Genomic DNA, 18334 nt, shown 5'->3' with positions numbered 1-18334 from the left:
CTTGTTGTGCCCCTGGTTCGGCGCCGTGCCTACACCGCCAGGAAGCCGCCGTCGACCGGCAGGGTCACGCCGTTGACGTAGGACGCCATGTCCGAGACCAGGAACGCCACGGGGCCGGCGAGCTCCTCCGGCTGGCCGACGCGGCCGAGCGGCGTGCGGCTCATGAAGCCGGCGAGCCGCTCCGGATCGTTGCGGGTCGTCTCCGTCATCGCGGTGGCGATCACGCCGGGCGCGATGGCGTTGACGCGGATGCCGTCGGCGGCGAGCTCGCGCGCCAGCGCCTGGGTCAGCGACTTCACGCCGCCCTTGGAGGGCGAATAGCCGAGCGTGTTGCTGATGCCGATGAAGGACGCGACGGATGCGATGTTGACGATGGTGCCGCGCGTCTTGCGCAGCGCGGCGAGAAACGCGTAGGTGACGTTGAACACGCCGTTGAGATTGACGTCGATCACGCGCTGCCAGTTCTGCGCGGCCCGCGGCGAGTCGATATTCTCTCGGATGATGATGCCGGCATTGTTGATGAGAATGGAAATCGGTCCGACCTCGCCGCGTAGCTGCGCGGCCAATGCCGCGCAGCCTGCGGCGTCGGTGACATCGAGCTTGTAGGCCCACGCCTTGCGGCCATGGCCGCGGATCTCGGCGGCGCAGCGCTCCGCACCCTCGATGTCGATGTCGGTGATCACGACATCGGCGCCGCGGCCCGCGAGTCCCAGCGCAATCGCACGGCCATTGCCGTTGGCGCCGCCGGTGACCAGCGCCAGCTTTCCGGCCAACATCTGATGGTCGCTCATGCGGCGCTCCTTTGGCCCGCGCGTTCGGCGAGGTGCCGGCCGGCAATGTAGCCGAAGGTCAGCGCCGGTCCCAGCGTGATGCCGGCGCCCGGATAGTTGCCGCCCATGATGCTCGCCATGTCGTTGCCGGCGGCATAGAGCCCCTCGATCGGTTGGCCCTGGGCGTCGAGCGCGCGGGCATGCGCGTCGGTGCGGATGCCGGCATAGGTGCCGAGATCGCCGATCACCATCTTGATCGCGTAGAACGGCCCGTCCTTGATCGGCGCCACGCACGGGTTCGGCCCGTGCAGCGCGTCGCCCTGATAGCGGTTGTAGGCGCGCGAGCCTTTGCCGAAGGTCGGATCCTGGCCCAGCGCGGCATCGGCATTGAACGCGGCGACGGTTGCTTCGAGCCCCCGCGGATCGATGCCCGTCGTGCTTGCCAGTTCGGACAGCGTCGCGCCGCGCTTGAGATAGCCGGTGCTCAGATGATGCCCGAGCGGCATCGGGAACGGCGGCACGCAGCCGAGGCCATAGCGGCGCAAGGAGCGGTGGTCGGTGATCAGCCAGGCCGCGATCTCGCGTCCCGGCTTGGCCGCCTTGACCATCGCCTGCACGAAGTCGTGGTAGGAGTTGCCTTCATTGGCGAAGCGCACGCCATCCGCGGTCACCGCGATCACGCCCGGCTTGGCGCGGTCGATGAAGTGCGGCATCACGCCCTTGCTGCCGTCCTTGCGCGTGGTGACGGAGACCGGCACCCAGGCCGCCGCATGCGGCAGGCCATCCTCGACCCGGCCGCCGACGGCTTCCGCGAGCCGCAGGCCGTCGCCGGTGTTGCCGACAGGGCCGGGCGACACATGCTCCTGTCCGGTCGGCGCATGCGGAAACATCGCCTTGCGCCTGTCGACGTCATGCGGGAAGCCGCCGCAGGCCAGCACCACGCCGAGCCGCGCATTGACGCGGATACGTCGGCCCTGGCGCATCACCACGGCGCCGCGCACGGCCTCGCCGTCGCGGATCAGCTCGGCCACCGGCGACGACAGCCACAGCGGAATTCCGAGATCGAATGCCGACTTCGCGAGCCGCCCCGCCAGCGCATTGCCGTTGGTCAAGGTCATGCCGCGGCCGTGGCGCAGCACGTCCAGCGCATGCTTCGACAGCCGCTTGGCGACGTAGAACGCTGACGCCAGCGACTTGGTCGCGCGCATGAAATGGATGATCTCCTTGCCGGAGCCGAGCATCATGCCGAACACGGTGAGCTCGGGCAGCGGCTGGCCGAGATCCTTGATGTGGTCGCCGAGTTCGCGACCGTCGAACGGCCGCGTGACCATCGAGCGGCCGCCTTGCGTGCCGCCCGGTGCCTCGGCGTGATAGTCCGGAAAGGTCAGCGGCATGTCGAACTTCAGCGCGGTCTTGCTGGTGAAGAAGTCGACCGCCTCCGGGCCCTTGCTCAGGAACGCGTCGACCCGCGCCGCATCGTAGCTGTTGCCGGCCTCGTGGCGCAGATAGCTGCGCGCCAGCTCGGGCGGTTCGTCGATGCCCCAGGCCTTGGCCAGCGACGTGCCGGGAATCCACAGCCAGCCGCCGGAGCGCGCCGTGGTGCCGCCGAAGCGCGGCTCCTTCTCGGTGACGACGACCTTCAGCCCGGCCTGGGCGGCGGTGACCGCGGCCGACAGCCCGGCGCAGCCCGAGCCGACCACCAGCACGTCGCAATCATGGGTTTCGCCGGCCTGGTGATCTGCTCCGCTCATGCGCGCGCTCCTACTTCTTCAGCAGCGGGCACTTGGATTCGGAGACCGGCCGGAACGCATCCTCGCCCTTTACGGTCTTGACGATCTCCAGGTAGTCCCACGGCTCCTTCGACTCCGACGGCTTCTTGACGCGGGCGAGATACATGTCGCGGATGACGCGACCATCCTCGCGAAGCTTGCCGCCGTGAACGAAGGTATCCTCGATCGGCAGCTCGCGCATCTTCGCCATGACAGCCTTGGGATCGTCTGTACCGGCCGCCTTGATCGCCTTGAGATAGTGCAGCACCGAGCCATAGACGCCGGTCTGGATCATCGTCGGCATCACCTTGGCGCGGGCGTAGAACTTCTTCGACCAGGCGCGGGTGGCATCGTCCATGTTCCAGTACGACGCCGTCGTCATGTAGGTGCCTTGCGCCGCCTCGAGCCCGATCGCATGCACGTCGGTGTCGAACATCAGGAGACCGACCAGCTTCTGGCCGCCCTTGACCAGGCCGAACTCGCCGGACTGCTTGATGGCGTTGTCGGTGTCCTGGCCGGCATTGGCGAAGGCGACGACGTCGGCCTTCGAGCTCTGCGCCTGCAGCGCGAACGAGGAGAAATCGGCGGTGTTGGTCGGATGCTTGACGCCGCCCAGGATGGTGCCGCCGAGCTCCTTGATGAAGCGCGTCGCGTCCTTCTCCAGTTGCTGGCCGAACGCATAGTCCGCGGTGATGAAGTACCAGGATTTGCCGCCCTGGCCGATCACGGCGGAGGTCGTCACCTTCGACAGCGCATACGTATCATAGGTGAAATGCACGGTGTTCGGGCTGCACAGCTCGTCGGTCAGCGAGCTCGCGCCCGGACCGGACAGCAGCGCGATCTTGTTGCGCTCGCGCACCATGTTGTGCACGGCGATCGCGATGCCGGAATTGGGAATGTCGACCACGGCGTCGACCTTGCCGTTGTCGAACCAGTCGCGCACGACCGTCGTTCCAACGTCGGTCTTCATCTGGTGATCGGCGCTGATGATCTCGATCGGCTTGCCGAGAACGGTGGGGCCGAATTCCTCGACCGCCATCTTCGCCGCCTCGACCGAGCCCGGCCCGCTGTTGTCGCGCCCCCAGCTCGAGAGATCGGTGAGCACGCCGATCCGCACCACGTCGTCGGACACCTGGGCCGAGGCGTGGGTCGAAATGAATGTCGTCGTTGCCAGAAACGCGCAGGCGAGCCACTGCCGTCGCATGAAGATCCTCCCCGTTTGCCCCGCTCTGTCGGCGGTGGCAGCGAGTTAGACATTGACGAATTAGTTTGTCAATTACGAATGGGTGCGATGCAGCGCACAACGACTGTGGAGGTCGTCGCGGATATCGGATGGCGGCTGGGGAGCGCGATGCGCGCTACACGCGCGGCATGATCTGCAATTCGAGCAGCGCCAGTCGTTGCATCGCGGCAGGATCCCGCTCTCCGGTCTTGGCGGCACGCAGCACCGATTCGGCAAGCAGGGTGACATGGGTCGAGCTCACCGGCTCGGGCAGCGCGGCGATGGCACTGTCGAGGGCCTGCGTCATCAGCACGATGACATCAGGCGAAAACGCAGCGTCTGAAAAATCCTTCATGCAGAACTGTCCGCAGCAGGGGCTTCAGTCGAAAATCGGTTGACGCAACGCGTGTTGATGTTGTCGGCAACGCGCCAGCCGCGGCTCCGGTTCCGGCTCTTCCGAGCTTCGGATCAGCAGAATCGCTGATCTGCCATGCGCAAACTGCCCGTCGAGCCAATCTGCCGCAGGCCGATCAGCTTGTGTCGTCGGGCAAATCAGGACGATGCTTCCGCCCATCCCGCCTCACCGAAGGGGCGTTACGCGCGATCGTCACGATACGCGAGGCGGGGAGCGGTGGCCTGTCGGATCGCAGCGTGCTCTATGCGCGTGGACGAACGAGTCCGGCAGGACGATGAAATCGCAGCGTCCTGGCGCCCCGATGCTGGCGTCAAGCCGGCGATGGATGCCTCAGGCATCGCGCTGACGACGGTGACTAACAAGCCCGGACACCGGGGAGACTGCGTATAAATCGTAAGCCCATCGCGCAGGGAGGGCCGGGTCGTCCGGCTGACCTGTGGTACCTGCCGCCTGCATTTTTTTCGCAGGCGGGCCACGGGCCTCAGTCGAGGTCCGGCCTTCCCTGCGCCCTCTGATTGGAGAGGGTGATCGATGTGATAGCTCGGACGCTGATCGCGTCGCGAGAAGGTTTGACCATGTCTTCAGCAAAGGCATTGAAGCGATGGTGGACGAGGAGCTGCCACGCACTCGTCATGCCCGGGCTTGTCCCGGGCATCCACGTCGTTCGGCGTGCGCGGTGCAACGTGGATGGCCGGGACAAGCCCGGCCATGACGTGCAAGACGTGAGGTCTGTCGCCTCACCGGCCTCCGGCTGCTCATCCACCAGAGCGCGAGCTACCCCTTGATGAACGCCAGCAGGTCCGCATTGATCACGTCGGCATGCGTCGTCGCCATGCCGTGCGGGAAACCGGGATAGGTCTTCAAGGTCCCATGCTTCAGCAGCTTGATGCCGATGCGCGCGGAGTCGTCGATCGGGACGATCTGGTCGTCCTCGCCATGCATCAGCAGCACTGGCACGTCGATCGCCTTGAGATCCTCGGTGAAGTCGGTTTCCGAGAACGCCTTGATGCAATCATAGTGCGCCTTGGTGCCGCCCATCATGCCCTGCCGCCACCAGTTGCGGATCACGCCTTCGGAGACCTGGGCGCCGGCGCGGTTGAAGCCGTAGAACGGGCCGCTCGGAATATCGAGGAAGAACTGTGCGCGATTGGCGGCGAGCGCGGCGCGGAAGCCGTCGAACACCTCGATCGGCAGTCCGCCGGGGTTCTTGTCGGACTTGACCATGACCGGCGGCACCGCGCCGAGCAGGGCGGCCTTGGCGACGCGGCCTTTGCCGTGCTTCGCCACGTAGCGCGCGACCTCGCCGCCGCCGGTGGAGTGACCGACGTGAACCGCGTCCCTGAGGTCGAGCTTGGCGGCGAGCGCCGCAACGTCGGCCGCGTAGGTGTCCATCTCGTTGCCGGTCTCGGTCTGGCTCGAGCGGCCGTGGCCGCGGCGGTCATGCGCGATGACGCGAAAGCCCTTGTCGAGGAAGAACAGCATCTGCGCGTCCCAGTCGTCGGACGACAATGGCCAGCCATGATGAAAGACGATGGGCCGGCCCGAGCCCCAATCCTTGTAGAAGATCTGCGTGCCGTCCGATGTCGTCACGAATCCTGAGCTCATGGGATGTCTGCCTTTCTCACTGGATGGAATCTGCCGCGTTCAAGGCGCGGCGTGATGGCGCTCCTCGTCGCGTCGATACGCAACCAAGGATGTCCGCTGCTACCTTAGCGACGGAGGGTGACGATCTCAGCAACACAGACTCGTGTGCGACATCGTTGCATCTCAACGGGACGCGCGATGGCTGCCCAATCCTTAGCGTAGCGGCATGCGTCGGCGGCGCATGACCTGCATGATTTGCGGGCTGCTTTGCGGTTCCGCGGCCGGACACCCGGTTTTTCCTCCTGGAACCGGGCAGGGCCGTCATTGCGCCCCGGCGCGTCATCGCATAAAGCGTGTTCCCAAATCGTTCAATTCAGCTCAAGCTCCTGGGCTAACCCACTGAAAGCTCAACGCTAATGGGAAAATCACTGATTCCGCCGGAGCCGGCGGAGATTCACGAGGTCGCGCTGCGCGAGGCGCTGGAGGAGCGCTATCTCGCCTACGCGCTCTCGACCATCATGCACAGGGCGCTGCCCGACGCGCGCGACGGCCTCAAGCCGGTGCACCGGCGCATCCTTTACGGCATGCGGCTGCTGCGGCTCGATCCCGGCACCGCGTTCAAGAAGTCCGCCAAGATCGTCGGCGACGTGATGGGCTCGTTCCATCCGCATGGCGACCAGGCGATCTACGACGCGATGGTCCGCCTCGCGCAGGACTTTTCCTCGCGCTATCCGCTGGTCGACGGCCAGGGCAATTTCGGCAACATCGACGGCGATAATCCGGCGGCCTATCGCTACACCGAAGCGCGCATGACCGACGTCGCGCGGCTGCTGCTCGAAGGCATCGACGAGGACGGCGTCGAGTTCCGGCCGAACTATGACGGCCAGTCCAAGGAGCCGGTGGTGCTGCCCGGCGGCTTCCCGAACCTGCTCGCCAACGGCGCGCAGGGCATCGCGGTGGGCATGGCGACCTCGATCCCGCCGCACAACGCCGCCGAGCTGTGTGACGCCGCGCTGCATCTGATCGAGAAGCCCGACGCCAAGTCGCGCGCGCTGCTGCGCTGGGTGAAGGGCCCGGACTTCCCGACCGGCGGCACCGTGATCGATTCAAAGGAATCGATCATCGAGGCCTACACCACCGGCCGCGGCTCGTTCCGCGTCCGCGCCAAGTGGAAGCAGGAGGAGGGCAACCGCGGCACCTGGATCGTCGTCATCACCGAGATTCCCTATCTCGTGCAGAAGTCGCGCCTGGTCGAGAAGATCGCCGAGCTGCTCAACGAGAAGAAGCTGCCGCTGGTCGGCGACGTCCGCGACGAATCCGCCGAGGACGTGCGGCTCGTGATCGAGCCGAAGTCGAAGAACGTCGATCCGGCGCTGATGATGGAATCGCTGTTCCGGCTCACCGATCTCGAGAGCAAGATTCCGCTGAACCTCAACGTGCTGATCAAGGGCAAGATCCCGAAGGTGGTGGGTCTCGCCGAGTGCCTGCGCGAATGGCTCGATCATCTGCGCGACGTGCTGCTGCGCCGCTCGAACTACCGCAAGAAGCAGATAGAGAACCGGCTGGAGATCCTCGGCGGCTATCTGATCGCCTATCTCAACATCGACGAGGTGATCCGGATCATCCGCACCGAGGACGAGCCGAAGCCGGTCCTGATGAAGACCTTCAAGCTCACCGAGGTGCAGGCCGAGGCCATCCTCAACATGCGCCTGCGTAGCTTGCGCAAGCTCGAGGAAATGGAGATCCGCACCGAGGACAAGAACCTGCGCGGCGAGCTCAAGGGCATCAATGCGCTGCTCGGTTCTGAGCAACTGCAATGGGCCAAGGTCGGCGAGCAGGTCAAGACGGTCCGCGACCTGTTCGGGCCGAAGACGCCGCTCGGCAAGCGCCGCACCAATTTTGCCGACGCGCCGGAGCATGACCTCGCCGCGATCGAGGAGGCCTTCATCGAGCGCGAGCCGGTCACGGTCGTCGTCTCGGACAAGGGCTGGGTGCGCACGCTGAAGGGCCACGTCGCCGATCTGTCGAACCTGCAGTTCAAGACCGACGACCAGCTCGGCCAGGCGTTCTTTGCCGAGAATACGTCCAAGGTGCTGCTGTTTGCGAGCAACGGCAAGTTCTACTCGCTCGACGTCGGCAAGCTGCCCGGCGGCCGCGGCCATGGCGAGCCGATCCGCATGTTCATCGATCTCGACCAGGATGCCTCGATCGTGTCGATGTTCGTCACCAAGGGCGAGCGCAGGTTCCTGGTGGCGGCGTCCGACGGCCAGGGCTTCATCGTCAAGGAAGAGGATTGCGTCAGCAACACCCGCAAGGGCAAGCAGGTGCTGAACGTGACCGCACCGGCGGAAGCGCGCGCGATCACCACCGTCCAGGGCGATCAGGTCGCGGTCATCGGCACCAACCACAAGATGGTGGTGTTCGGGCTCGACCAGGTGCCGGAGATGGCGCGTGGCCGCGGCGTCCGGCTGCAGAAATACACCAGCGCGCAGCTGTCCGACGTCACGACGTTCGAGCAGAAGCAGGGGCTCGCCTGGAAGGATTCCGCCGGCCGCGACCAGGGCCTGAGCTGGAAGGAATTGGCCGACTACCGTGGCAACCGCGCCGATGCCGGCCGCATCGCGCAGGGCCTGCCGAAGTCGAACAAGTTCAACCGGCCGATCGAGTAGCGACGTAATAGTATCCGTCCGGCGGCCGTCTATATCAGACAGCGGGCGATCGCGAGGTGCGCGATCGCCCGGAGACATGTTGGATGGCGCACTCGCATTCTCATCATTCCGACCATGATCATTCCCATGATCATGGCTCCCCGCACGCCCATGGCCACGCCGGCCACAGCCACGCGCCCGCCACCTTCGGCACGGCGTTCGCGATCGGCGCGTCGCTCAACACCGCCTTCGTCATCGCCGAGCTCATCTTCGGCTATGCCGCGCATTCGCTGGCGCTGATCTCGGACGCGGTCCACAACCTGTCCGACGTGATGTCGCTGCTGCTGGCCTGGGGCGCCCTGTGGCTGTCGGGCCGGCGGCCGACCGACCGCCACACCTATGGCTATCGCCGCGCCTCGATCCTGGCCGCGCTGATCAATGCGGGGCTGCTGCTGCTGGTGGTCGGCGGCATCGCCGTCGAGGCATTCGACCGCCTGCGCAATCCGGGCGAGGTCGCCGGCACGACCGTGCTGTGGGTGGCTGCGCTCGGCATCGCCATCAACGGCGCCACCGCGATGCTGTTCATGCGTGGCCGCGACACCGACCTCAATATTCGCGGCGCCTACCTGCACATGGCCGCCGACGCCGCCGTGTCGTTCGGCGTGGTCATCGCGGCGCTGGTGACGATCTGGACCGGATGGCTGTGGGTCGACCCGGTGGTCAGCCTGATCATCGCGCTCGTGGTGCTCCTGAGCGGCTGGGATCTCGCCCGCGACAGCGTCAATCTGGCGCTCGACGCCGTGCCGCGCGACATCGCCCTGCCGGCGGTACGCGATTATCTCGCCTCCCTCGACGGCGTCAGCGAGGTGCACGACCTCCACGTCTGGGCGATGAGCACCAACGAGACCGCGTTGACGGCGCATCTGGTAAGGGCAGGCGGAACGGATGATGCCTTCCTGCATCGCGTCTGCGCTGAGCTGTCCCATCGCTTCAATATCCAGCATCCCACCCTGCAGATCGAGGCCGATGGCTGCGCCTGCAAGCTCGCTCCCGCCGACGTGGTGTGAGCAGTACGCGAATGTGCCCTCGGCACGCAACGACTGGACAGCCCATGCCCGTGACGATCTTCCACAATCCCGCCTGCGGCACGTCGCGCAACACGCTCGCAATGATCCGCGCCTCGGGTGAGGAGCCCGAGGTGATCGAATATCTGAAGACGCCGCCGAGCCGCGAGCAGCTGATCGCGCTGATCAACGCGATGGGCGTCAAGGTGCGCGACGTGCTGCGCGAAAAGGGAACGCCCTATGCCGAGCTTGGGCTGGGCGATCCCAAATGGACCGACGACCAGCTGATCGAGGCGATGCTCGCGCACCCCATCCTGATCAACCGGCCGATCGTGGTGACCAGCAAGGGCGCGCGGCTCTGCCGCCCGTCCGAACTCGTGCTCGACCTGCTCGATCATCCCGTCTCCTCCTTCACCAAGGAGGACGGCGAGGTGGTGAGCCGGCCTGGCTGAAGCTTTCCGGATCGTGACGCGTTGGTGAGTTGAAACCATGGATACGGCGACCCGTCTCGAAGTGGCGAACTGGCTCGTGGCTCAGAGCCTGACCGGCATGCCGGAAAACGAGATCCTGCGCGGCTTCTGCGAGCGCTGCCGCGCGGCCGGACTCGAATTGTCACGCAGCCTCGCGATCATCGACACGCTGCATCCGATCTTCGAGGGGCGTGGCTTCCGCTGGAACGATTTCGACACGAACGAGGCCGACAGCTTCGAATATGGCTCCAGCAATGAGGGAGAGGCGGCACAGAACTGGCGGCGCTCGGTCTTCCACCACATGCTGGAGAACGGCCATGACGAGTTCAGCATCGACTTCCTGAATTGTGCGCATCTCGATTTTCCGATCATCGAGGAGCTTACCGCACAGGGGCACCGGCACTATCTCGCTTTCGTGCACCGGTTCGGCGAAGCGGGCACGCTCGGCCAGATGGACTGCTTCTATTCGAACTGGCTGACGCGGCGTGACGGCGGCTTCACCGACACGCAGGTCGGCGCGTTGCGCGACCTTGTCCCGCTGCTCGCGCTGACGATCAAATCCGCGCAGCAGGTCGACATCGTGCGAACCCTTGGCCGCGTCTATCTCGGCCGCGATGCGTCGGAGCAGGTGCTGCGCGGCCGCATCTCCCGCGGTGTCACCGAGCGCATCAATGCCGTGCTTTGGTTCTCCGACCTGCGCAGCTCGACCGCGATCAGCGAGAGCATCTCGCCGGACGAGATCATCCCGCTGCTCAACGACTATGCGGAGGCGTCGATCGACGCGATCTACGAGTCCGGTGGCGACGTGCTGAAGCTGATCGGCGATGGCGTGCTGGCGATCTTCACCGGCGGCGACATGGCCTCGGCCCGTCACGCCGCGCTGCGCGCCGAGCATCGCTTTCGGCTGAACATCCTGAAGCTGAACGCACGGCGCGCCGGCGAGGGACGGCCTGTCACCTCGGCCTATGTCGGCCTGCATGTCGGTGAGGTGTTCTACGGCAATATCGGCAGCGAGGACCGGCTCGACTTCACCGTCGTGGGACCGGCCGTCAACGAGGTCAGCCGCATCGCCTCGATGTGCCGCTCGGTCGATCGCGAACTGTTGGCATCCTCCGAATTCTGCGAGGGGCTCGACGGCGAAGGTCGGCGCTATCTGGTGTCGACCGGGCGCTACGCGCTGCGCGGCATCGGCCGCGCGCAGGATCTGTTCACGCTGGATCCGGACATTGCCGGCAGCGCCTCGGCCACGCGGGCCTACGAGAACTACCTGGCGGACGAGATGTCGCACCCTTGACCCACGTCAATGCCCAGCAGAAGCGAGTCTGCCCAGCATTCTCCGCCGGGAGATGAAAGCTCATGTACAAACATATTCTGCTGCCGACCGATGGCTCCGATCTGTCCAAGGCCGCGATCAAGCACGGCATCGCGCTCGCCAAGGCGACCGGCGCCAAGGTCACGGCGCTGGTGGTGTCGACGCCGCTGCATTCGCTGGTCGTCGATCCCCACGCTGCGACCAAGGCGCTCGCGCAATACAAGTCGTTGGTGGCCGATCAGACCGCGAAATATCTCGATCATGTGAAGGACGATGCCGAGCAGGCCGGCGTGGCCTGCGCCACGCTGTGCGTCGAGCACGACAAGCCCTATGAGGCGATCGTCGAGACCGCGCGCAAGCAGCATTGCGATCTGGTGCTGATGGCCTCGCACGGGCTGCGCGGCGTGTCGGCGATCCTGGGCAGCGAGACCTTGAAGGTGCTGACGCATTCGACCGTGCCGATCCTGGTCTATCGCTAGGCGGGCTGCGGCTCCGGCTGGCGCGCGATCGCGACGACCGGCGAGGCGAGGATGACGAGCGCCTGCAGGCCGAAGATGGCGGCGACGAGGTAGAGACAGATGTCGGCGCCGTAGCGGCCGCCGACGACCGCGCCGAGCAGCGAGCCCAGCGGACGGGCGCCGTAGCTCAGGATGTTGATGGCCGAGACCCGCCCGAGCAGGCCGGCCGGCGTCACCGACTGCCGCAGCGTCGTGGTCGAGATCACCCAGAGGATCGGCCCGGCGCCGAGCAGGAAGAAGCTGAGCGCGGCCAGGAGAGGCGAAGGGACGACCGTGGTGAGCGCCATCACCAGCGCTGCGGTGAAGCCGGTGACGGGGCCGAGCCCGATGACGGTGCCGAACGGCAGAAGCCGCATGATGCGCGTCGCCAGCAGCGCGCCGCACACCATGCCGATGCCGAACATCGACAACACCGTGCCGACGCCTCCCGCCGACAGGCCAAGCCGGTGCACGGCATAGGGCACGAACACCGCCAGCAGCAGGAAATGCGCCGTGTTGAAGATGAATTGGGTCACGAACACCGGCCGCAGCAACGGATGATGCAGCACGAAGGCGGCGCCTTCCCTGATGTCGGCGAGCGGATGGCGGCGCGGCACGGGCGCGCGAGCGGGCTCGGCGATGCCGGCCAGGCAGATGGCTGCGACCAGCGAGAGCGCCGCGGCGCAGCCGAAGGCGGGCGCGCCGCCGATCCAGCCGACCAGCACGCCGCCGAGCGCAGGCCCCGCCGCAAAGGCGATGGTGCGGGCAAGCTCGATGCGCGCATTGGCAGGCGCCAACTGGGCCGGGGCGACGAGGCTCGGCACCACGGCCGGCGCGGCGACGCTGAACACGACCGTGCCGCACACCGCTGCGAATCCGAGCGCCGCCAGCAGCGGCAGCGTGAGCACGCCGGCCGCCAAGGCGATGAGGATCGCGAGCAGCGCCAGCGCGCGAAGCGTCTCGGCCATGGCCATCAGCAGCCGTCTCGGCATCCGGTCGGCGAGCAGCCCCGCAGGGATCGCGAACAGCACGAAGGGCGCGGTCAGCGCCGTCTGCAGCAACCCGGTCTCGCCCTCGCCGACACCGAGCGCGAGCACCGCGACGATCGGTGCTGCGGCGAGCGCGATCTGCTCGGCCGATTGCGCGGTGAGGTTCGACCAGGCGAGGCGGTGGAAGGCGGCGGGCAGGGCGGAGGGAGACATGAACAGGAACCTGTTGTGATGATGCGGCCATCATCACTGCGCCGCCTCCTTGCGCCCACCCGCTTCCTGATCTCCTGCATCGCCCCTCGCGCGGCGGACGGCCTATGCCGCGGTCGGTGCCTCGGCCAATCCCCATTCCGGAGGCAGCGTGCGGAACGCCAGATGCGTGCCCGCATTCAGCGGCGCCGTCTTGAAGCCGAACCGGTGCCAGGCCAGCGCCAGCGCATGCTGGGTGTAGATCGAGATGTGGCCGTTGCGCGGCGCGACGTACCACCAGGACATGCCCTGGCTGTCGAAATCGTCCGGCTGGGTCAATGTGGAGTAGAACACCGCGCCGGGCTCGGCCACGCAGGCCGCCATGGCTCCGATCGTCGCCAGCGGATCGGGCACGTGCTCGAGGGTCTCGAAGCAGGTCACGAGATCGAACTTGCGATCGGGGCGGGTCGCGTGCTCGGCCACCATCGGATCATAGGTGACCGCTTCGGCAAAGCCTTGAGCGCGCAGGCCGGTGCAGAACAGGTCGTTGCCGCCGCCGAAGTCGAGCACCCGCATCCCGGCCTTGTGCGGCGCCCAGAAGCGGGCCACGGCCGCCGCATTGTCGGTTGGCCGCTTGATCCGATAGTCTGGATCCACGGCTTCGTAGCCGTCGTTGTAAATGTGGGTCTTGAACTGCTCGATGCCCCAGTCGTCGAAGGCGTCCGTAAACAGGAAGCCGCAATCCGAGCAGCGCCGGTAGTAGATCGGCACGCCGGCCAGCGGCGGGCGATGTGCATGGGCCGTCTGGCAGGGGCGGTTCATGTCGACCACGCCGTAGAGAGAGGCAGGACCGTCACAGATCTTGCAGGGCACGGGCACGTTCGTGACCGGTCGGAGACCGAGTTGGGGGGAGAGCATGTTGGATCCCGTCAGTGGGGCAGTGGCACCCGTCGCCGGCGGCACGCCGCCAGGGCCGCGCGCGAATCGGCAGCAACAGGCTCTCGCGATGATGAAGCGGTATCGGAGGATTTCCAGCCTCTCTGCGAGGCGCAGCCATAGGCGGGAGACGCACTTGCAAATAAGTTGCATTAAAGCTCGGTTTCGTCCAGGATGATGTCATGGACGCAAAATCGTCAGACCTTTCGCAACTGCACGCCATGGTTCCGCCGAGCGACCGCCTGATGAACGCAGGCTGGCGCGGCGAGCGCGGCGATCCGTCGCTCGGCGACATGTTCGCGACGGTACGAACCGCAACAAAAGGGTCGCTCTGGCGGAAGCTGCTGGCCTTTCTCGGACCCGGTTACCTTGTCGCCGTCGGCTATATGGACCCCGGCAATTGGGCGACGTCGCTCGCCGGCGGTTCCAAATTCGGCTACGTCCTGCTCTCGGTCGCGCTGCTGTCCAACCTGATGGCGATCGTGCTGCAGTCGCTGTGCACGCGGCTCGGCGTCGCCACCGGCCGCGACCTCGCCCAGGCCTGTCGCGACTCCACCCCGCGTTGGGTCTCGGTGCCGCTGTGGCTGTCGGCGGAGATCGCGATCACCGCCACCGATCTCGCCGAGGTGATCGGCACGGCGATCGGTCTCAGCCTGCTGTTCGGGCTGCCGCTGTCGATCGGCGTCTGCGTCACCGCGCTCGATGTCTTCCTGATCCTGGCGCTGCAGGCGTTCGGCTTTCGCTGGATCGAGGCCTTCGTGGTCGCGCTGCTCGGCATCATCGCGCTGTGCTTCGCGATCCAGATCGCGATGGCCGAGCCCGACTGGGCCGAGGTGGTGAAGGGCTTCGTGCCCAGCGGTCAGCTGATCGCCAATCCGGAGATGCTCTATCTGGCGCTCGGCATTCTCGGCGCGACCGTGATGCCGCACAATTTGTATCTCCATTCGGGCCTGGTCCAGACGCGCGGCTACGGCGACAGCCCGGAGGACAAGCGCGAGGCGATCACGCTTTCCACGATCGATTCCACCATCGCGCTGTGCCTGGCGCTGACGATCAACGCCTCGATCCTGATCCTGGCGGCGGCAACGTTCCACCGTACCGGACAGCGCGACGTGGCCGAGCTCGACCAGGCGCATTCCTTCCTGGCGCCGCTCCTGGGATCGACGCTGGCACCGACGCTGTTTGCAATCGCGCTGTTGTGTTGCGGCCTGAACTCGACGATCACCGCGACCCTGTCCGGCCAGATCGTGATGGAAGGCTTCCTCCACTGGCGGATCGCGCCCTGGCTGCGCCGGCTGATCACGCGCATGATCGCGATCGTGCCGGCGGTGGTGGTGACGATCTGGGCCGGCGAGAAGGCGACCGGGCAGCTCCTGATCCTCAGTCAGGTCGTGCTCAGCCTGCAACTGCCGTTCGCCATCGTGCCGCTGGTGCTGCTCACCGCGAGCCGCGCCAAGATGGGGCAGTTCGTGGCGCCGCGCTGGCTGACGGCGATTGCGAGCCTGATCGCGGTGGTGATCATCGCGCTCAATGCCAAGCTGGTGTGGGATCTGGCGATAGGTTGATGGAGGCGAGTAGCGAATAGGGAGTAGCGAATAGCGGTCGTTCAAATCCCTATTCGCTACTCCCTATTCGCCATTCGCTTCTTCATTCCTGCGGCTCCGGCGCGGTGTCGCCCTCGGCATCCACGCGGAGCCATCCGGCCGCCGCGAGCCGCTGCTGCGGCAGATAGCGGCTCTTGTAGTCCATCTTTTTCGAGCCCTCGATCCAGTAGCCGAGATAGACGTAGGGCAGGCCCTGGCGCCGCGCCCGGGCGATGTGGTCGAGGATCATGAAGGTGCCGAGCGAGCGCGTGGTCTCCGACGGGTCGAAGAACGAGTACACCATCGACAGGCCGTCGCTGAGCACGTCCGTCAGCGCCACCGCGACCAGCTCGCCACCGCGGGCGTTCGGACCGTTGCTCAGATTGCGGCGGCGGTACTCGATGATTCGCGTCTCGACATGGCTGTCCTCGACCATCATTGCGTAATCGAGCACCGTCATGTCGGCCATGCCGCCATGGCGATGGCGCTGATCGAGATAGCCGCGGAAGATCGAATATTGCTCCGACGTCGGCACCGCGCTGCGCTGCTCGCCGACCAGATCGGAATTGCGCGCGAGCACCTTGCGGAAGTTGCGCGAGGGGCGGAATTCGTTGGCGATCACGCGGACGGACACGCAGGCGCGGCACTGGTCGCAGGCCGGCCGGTAGGCGATCGACTGGCTGCGGCGGAAGCCGCCATGGGTCAGGAGGTCGTTGAGATCGGTCGCCTTGTCGCCGACCAGATGCGTGAACACCTTGCGCTCCTGCCGGCCCGGCAGATACGGGCAGGGCGATGGCGCGGTCAGGTAGAATTGCGGGGTGTCACGCGAATGCTGGGTCAAGGAACGTCGTGAGCCTCCGAGGCGATCATCAACAGAATTGCGCTCCGGAGGCGGCCGGTCAATCGCTTTTGCTGCGCCACCTGACGTCTCATCACGTGCGAGCCGGTTCAACCAGCTGCGAGCGCACCGACGTGTTGATCACGACGGTGCCGAGCACGAAGTCGTGCAGCAGCCGGCGGCGGCCGTTGAACAGTCCGATCAGCAGCACGAGCGGCGACAACACCGAGACCGAGATCCAGAAGCAGACCGCATGCACGGCACCGAGCACAAAGTAGCCCGGCGCGCCGTACCAGGTCCGGAGCTCCAGATCCATCACCCGCATGCCGATCGTCGCCGAGCTCGGGCCGCCGATCGTGGCGCCGTAGTAGACGATCGCCCAGATCACCGAGGCCGGCGACACCAGCCAGAACAACGCCCAGCCGAGGCCCAGCGTGACCAGGCCGAACACGGCGATGAAGATCACCGCCAGGATCACCGGGACGGAGAGCACCAAGAGATCGACCAGGAATGCAATCATCCGCCGCGTCAGCACACCGCGAAACAATTCCGGCTGCTGATAGGGGTCGTAGGCGTGCGGCCGGGCACCGGCACCGCAATTGCTATCGCCTGAACCCATATACGCCATGAATCTGCCCTCCGGATTGGCTCAGAGGACATGGGAACCCCACTTCCGCTTGCAAGAGCCGTTCGTGCATGGGGCGCGGCAAATTTCCGGCGATTTCGCGATTTGCAAGCCCGCTTGTAAGCCGGCGCGCGCGCATAGTCGGCGCGCCCGGAAGACCGCCGCAGACCCAGATCCCGAGGCGCCCGCTCAGCGCTGCTGCCGCAGCCGCTCGGCAGCCTGCGGGGCGAAATAGGTGAGCACACCGTCGGCGCCGGCGCGCTTGAAGGCGAGCAGGCTCTCCATCATCGCCCGGTCGCCGTCGATCCAGCCATTGTTGGCGGCCGCCGCGATCATCGCGTATTCGCCCGACACCTGATAGGCGAAGGTCGGCATGCTGAAGGTGTCCTTCACGCGCCTGACGACGTCGAGATAGGGCATGCCCGGCTTCACCATCACCATGTCGGCGCCCTCGGCGATGTCGAGCTCGACCTCGCGCAACGCCTCGTCGGAGTTGGCGCTGTCCATCTGGTAGGTGCGCTTGTCGCCGGTGAGCGTCTTGGCCGAGCCGATCGCGTCGCGGAACGGGCCGTAGAAGGCGGAGGCATATTTGGCCGCATAGGCCATGATCTGCACGTCGAGGAAGCCGGCCTGATCCAGCGCCTGGCGGATCGCGCCGACCCGGCCGTCCATCATGTCCGACGGCGCGATGATGTCGCAACCGGCCTCGGCCTGCACGAGGGCCTGGCGCACCAGCACCGCGACCGTCTCGTCGTTGAGGATGCGGCCGTCCCGGATCAAGCCGTCATGGCCGTGGCTGGTGAACGGATCGAGCGCGACGTCGCAGAGCACGCCGATCTCCGGAAACTCCTTCTTGATCGCGCGCACCGCCTGGCAAACCAGATTGTCCGGGTTGCAGGCCTCGGAGCCGTGCTCGTCGCGCAGCGACGGCTCGGTGTAGGGGAACAGGGCGATGCAGGGGATGTCGAGCTTGGCGGCGCGTTCGGCATCGCGGACGATCTCGTCGACGCTGAGCCTTTCCACGCCCGGCATCGATGCGACCGTGCTGCGGGTCCGATCGCCCTGCACCACGAACAGGGGCCAGATCAGATCGTCCGTCGTGAGCACGTTCTCCCGCACCAGCCGACGCGCCCACTCGGCCTTGCGGTTGCGGCGGGGGCGGATGGTGAGATCGAGCGCCGGTGTCGGTGCAGTGGCCGGGTTGCGCGCGGTGTCGCGCAGGTCGATCGGGCGCCCGAATTTGATCGCCATGGGGTGCTGGCTCCTTGAGCTGGCCGGCGAGCCGGAGGATTTGATTTGTTGTAATTCCAACAATCTGTAGCACTTCGGCCGCCGCCCGTCACTTGACCTGACGCAAGCGGCCCGGTTGATTTCCGGCCCGGTTGATTTCACGGTGCCGGCCGGCCAAGAATCGCCATGCTCC

16 protein-coding genes are annotated in these 18334 nt (G+C 66.2%); 6 read left to right on the top strand and 10 right to left on the bottom strand.

What is annotated here, in order from left to right:
• Window positions 1-29: 29 nt before the first annotated feature.
• The 5 genes from QX128_RS10965 to QX128_RS10945 form a co-directional block, all read right to left on the bottom strand.
• Complete coding sequence (locus QX128_RS10965; RefSeq protein WP_316237442.1) at window positions 30-791, bottom strand: glucose 1-dehydrogenase; 762 nt, start codon at window positions 789-791, stop codon at window positions 30-32.
• The gene (locus QX128_RS10960) at window positions 788-2521 is read right to left on the bottom strand and encodes an FAD-dependent oxidoreductase (protein ID WP_316237441.1); all 1734 of its coding nucleotides are present in this window, start codon (window positions 2519-2521) and stop codon (window positions 788-790) included. Before QX128_RS10960 ends, QX128_RS10965 begins: the two co-directional genes overlap by 4 nt.
• 10 nt (window positions 2522-2531) lie before the next feature.
• Window positions 2532-3743, bottom strand: coding sequence for an ABC transporter substrate-binding protein (locus QX128_RS10955; RefSeq protein ID WP_315803984.1), 1212 nt, complete (start codon window positions 3741-3743; stop codon window positions 2532-2534).
• A 154-nt stretch (window positions 3744-3897) separates the two neighbouring features.
• Window positions 3898-4116 carry a hypothetical protein gene (locus QX128_RS10950; RefSeq protein ID WP_315803983.1) on the bottom strand — a complete coding sequence of 73 codons (219 nt, stop codon included), beginning with the start codon at window positions 4114-4116 and terminating at the stop codon, window positions 3898-3900.
• Window positions 4117-4950: 834 nt separating this feature from the next.
• Complete coding sequence (locus QX128_RS10945; RefSeq protein WP_315805842.1) at window positions 4951-5781, bottom strand: alpha/beta hydrolase; 831 nt, start codon at window positions 5779-5781, stop codon at window positions 4951-4953.
• 395 nt (window positions 5782-6176) lie between these two features.
• Here QX128_RS10945 and parC point away from each other — a divergent pair, with 395 nt between their 5' ends.
• The 5 genes from parC to QX128_RS10920 all read left to right on the top strand — a co-directional run bounded on the left by parC (window position 6177) and on the right by QX128_RS10920 (window position 11733).
• The gene (parC, locus tag QX128_RS10940; protein ID WP_315805841.1) at window positions 6177-8429 is read left to right on the top strand and encodes a DNA topoisomerase IV subunit A; all 2253 of its coding nucleotides are present in this window, start codon (window positions 6177-6179) and stop codon (window positions 8427-8429) included.
• Window positions 8430-8512: 83 nt separating this feature from the next.
• Window positions 8513-9475: a cation diffusion facilitator family transporter gene (locus QX128_RS10935; protein ID WP_316237440.1), complete on the top strand. Its 963-nt coding sequence runs from the start codon at window positions 8513-8515 to the stop codon at window positions 9473-9475.
• Between the two features lie 44 nt (window positions 9476-9519).
• Complete coding sequence (gene arsC / locus QX128_RS10930; protein ID WP_315805839.1) at window positions 9520-9924, top strand: arsenate reductase (glutaredoxin); 405 nt, start codon at window positions 9520-9522, stop codon at window positions 9922-9924.
• Between the two features lie 37 nt (window positions 9925-9961).
• Complete coding sequence (locus QX128_RS10925; protein WP_316181550.1) at window positions 9962-11236, top strand: adenylate/guanylate cyclase domain-containing protein; 1275 nt, start codon at window positions 9962-9964, stop codon at window positions 11234-11236.
• Window positions 11237-11298: 62 nt separating this feature from the next.
• On the top strand, window positions 11299-11733 hold the full coding sequence (locus tag QX128_RS10920; RefSeq protein WP_315805837.1) for a universal stress protein: 435 nt from the start codon (window positions 11299-11301) through the stop codon (window positions 11731-11733).
• Here the strand turns inward: QX128_RS10920 and QX128_RS10915 are convergent.
• Together QX128_RS10915 and QX128_RS10910 are read right to left on the bottom strand one after the other, a co-directional pair.
• Complete coding sequence (locus QX128_RS10915; RefSeq protein ID WP_316181548.1) at window positions 11730-12953, bottom strand: MFS transporter; 1224 nt, start codon at window positions 12951-12953, stop codon at window positions 11730-11732. The two genes, QX128_RS10920 and QX128_RS10915, sit on opposite strands and share 4 nt — an antisense overlap.
• A 102-nt stretch (window positions 12954-13055) precedes the next feature.
• Window positions 13056-13847: a class I SAM-dependent methyltransferase gene (locus QX128_RS10910; RefSeq protein ID WP_316237439.1), complete on the bottom strand. Its 792-nt coding sequence runs from the start codon at window positions 13845-13847 to the stop codon at window positions 13056-13058.
• Between the two features lie 200 nt (window positions 13848-14047).
• On the opposite strand from QX128_RS10910, the gene QX128_RS10905 reads away from it, so the two are divergent.
• Window positions 14048-15430, top strand: coding sequence for an Nramp family divalent metal transporter (locus QX128_RS10905; RefSeq protein WP_316181545.1), 1383 nt, complete (start codon window positions 14048-14050; stop codon window positions 15428-15430).
• 82 nt (window positions 15431-15512) lie between these two features.
• Here the strand turns inward: QX128_RS10905 and QX128_RS10900 are convergent, their stop codons facing one another.
• From QX128_RS10900 to hemB, 3 genes are all read right to left on the bottom strand, one after another.
• Window positions 15513-16289 carry an arginyltransferase gene (locus tag QX128_RS10900; RefSeq protein WP_315720511.1) on the bottom strand — a complete coding sequence of 259 codons (777 nt, stop codon included), beginning with the start codon at window positions 16287-16289 and terminating at the stop codon, window positions 15513-15515.
• Between the two features lie 91 nt (window positions 16290-16380).
• Entirely contained in the window at window positions 16381-16914 is a 534-nt protein-coding gene (locus QX128_RS10895) for an RDD family protein (protein WP_316237438.1), read from the bottom strand.
• A gap of 186 nt (window positions 16915-17100) precedes the next feature.
• Window positions 17101-18162, bottom strand: a complete 1062-nt coding sequence (hemB, locus tag QX128_RS10890) for a porphobilinogen synthase (protein WP_315805832.1) — start codon at window positions 18160-18162, stop codon at window positions 17101-17103.
• Between the last annotated feature and the right edge of the window lie 172 nt (window positions 18163-18334).

It is taken from the genome of Bradyrhizobium sp. SZCCHNR1015 (genome assembly GCF_032489875.1).
In the GTDB taxonomy this organism is placed as follows: Bacteria; Pseudomonadota; Alphaproteobacteria; order Rhizobiales; family Xanthobacteraceae; genus Bradyrhizobium.
This window is presented reverse-complemented; position numbering and strand designations above follow the sequence as displayed.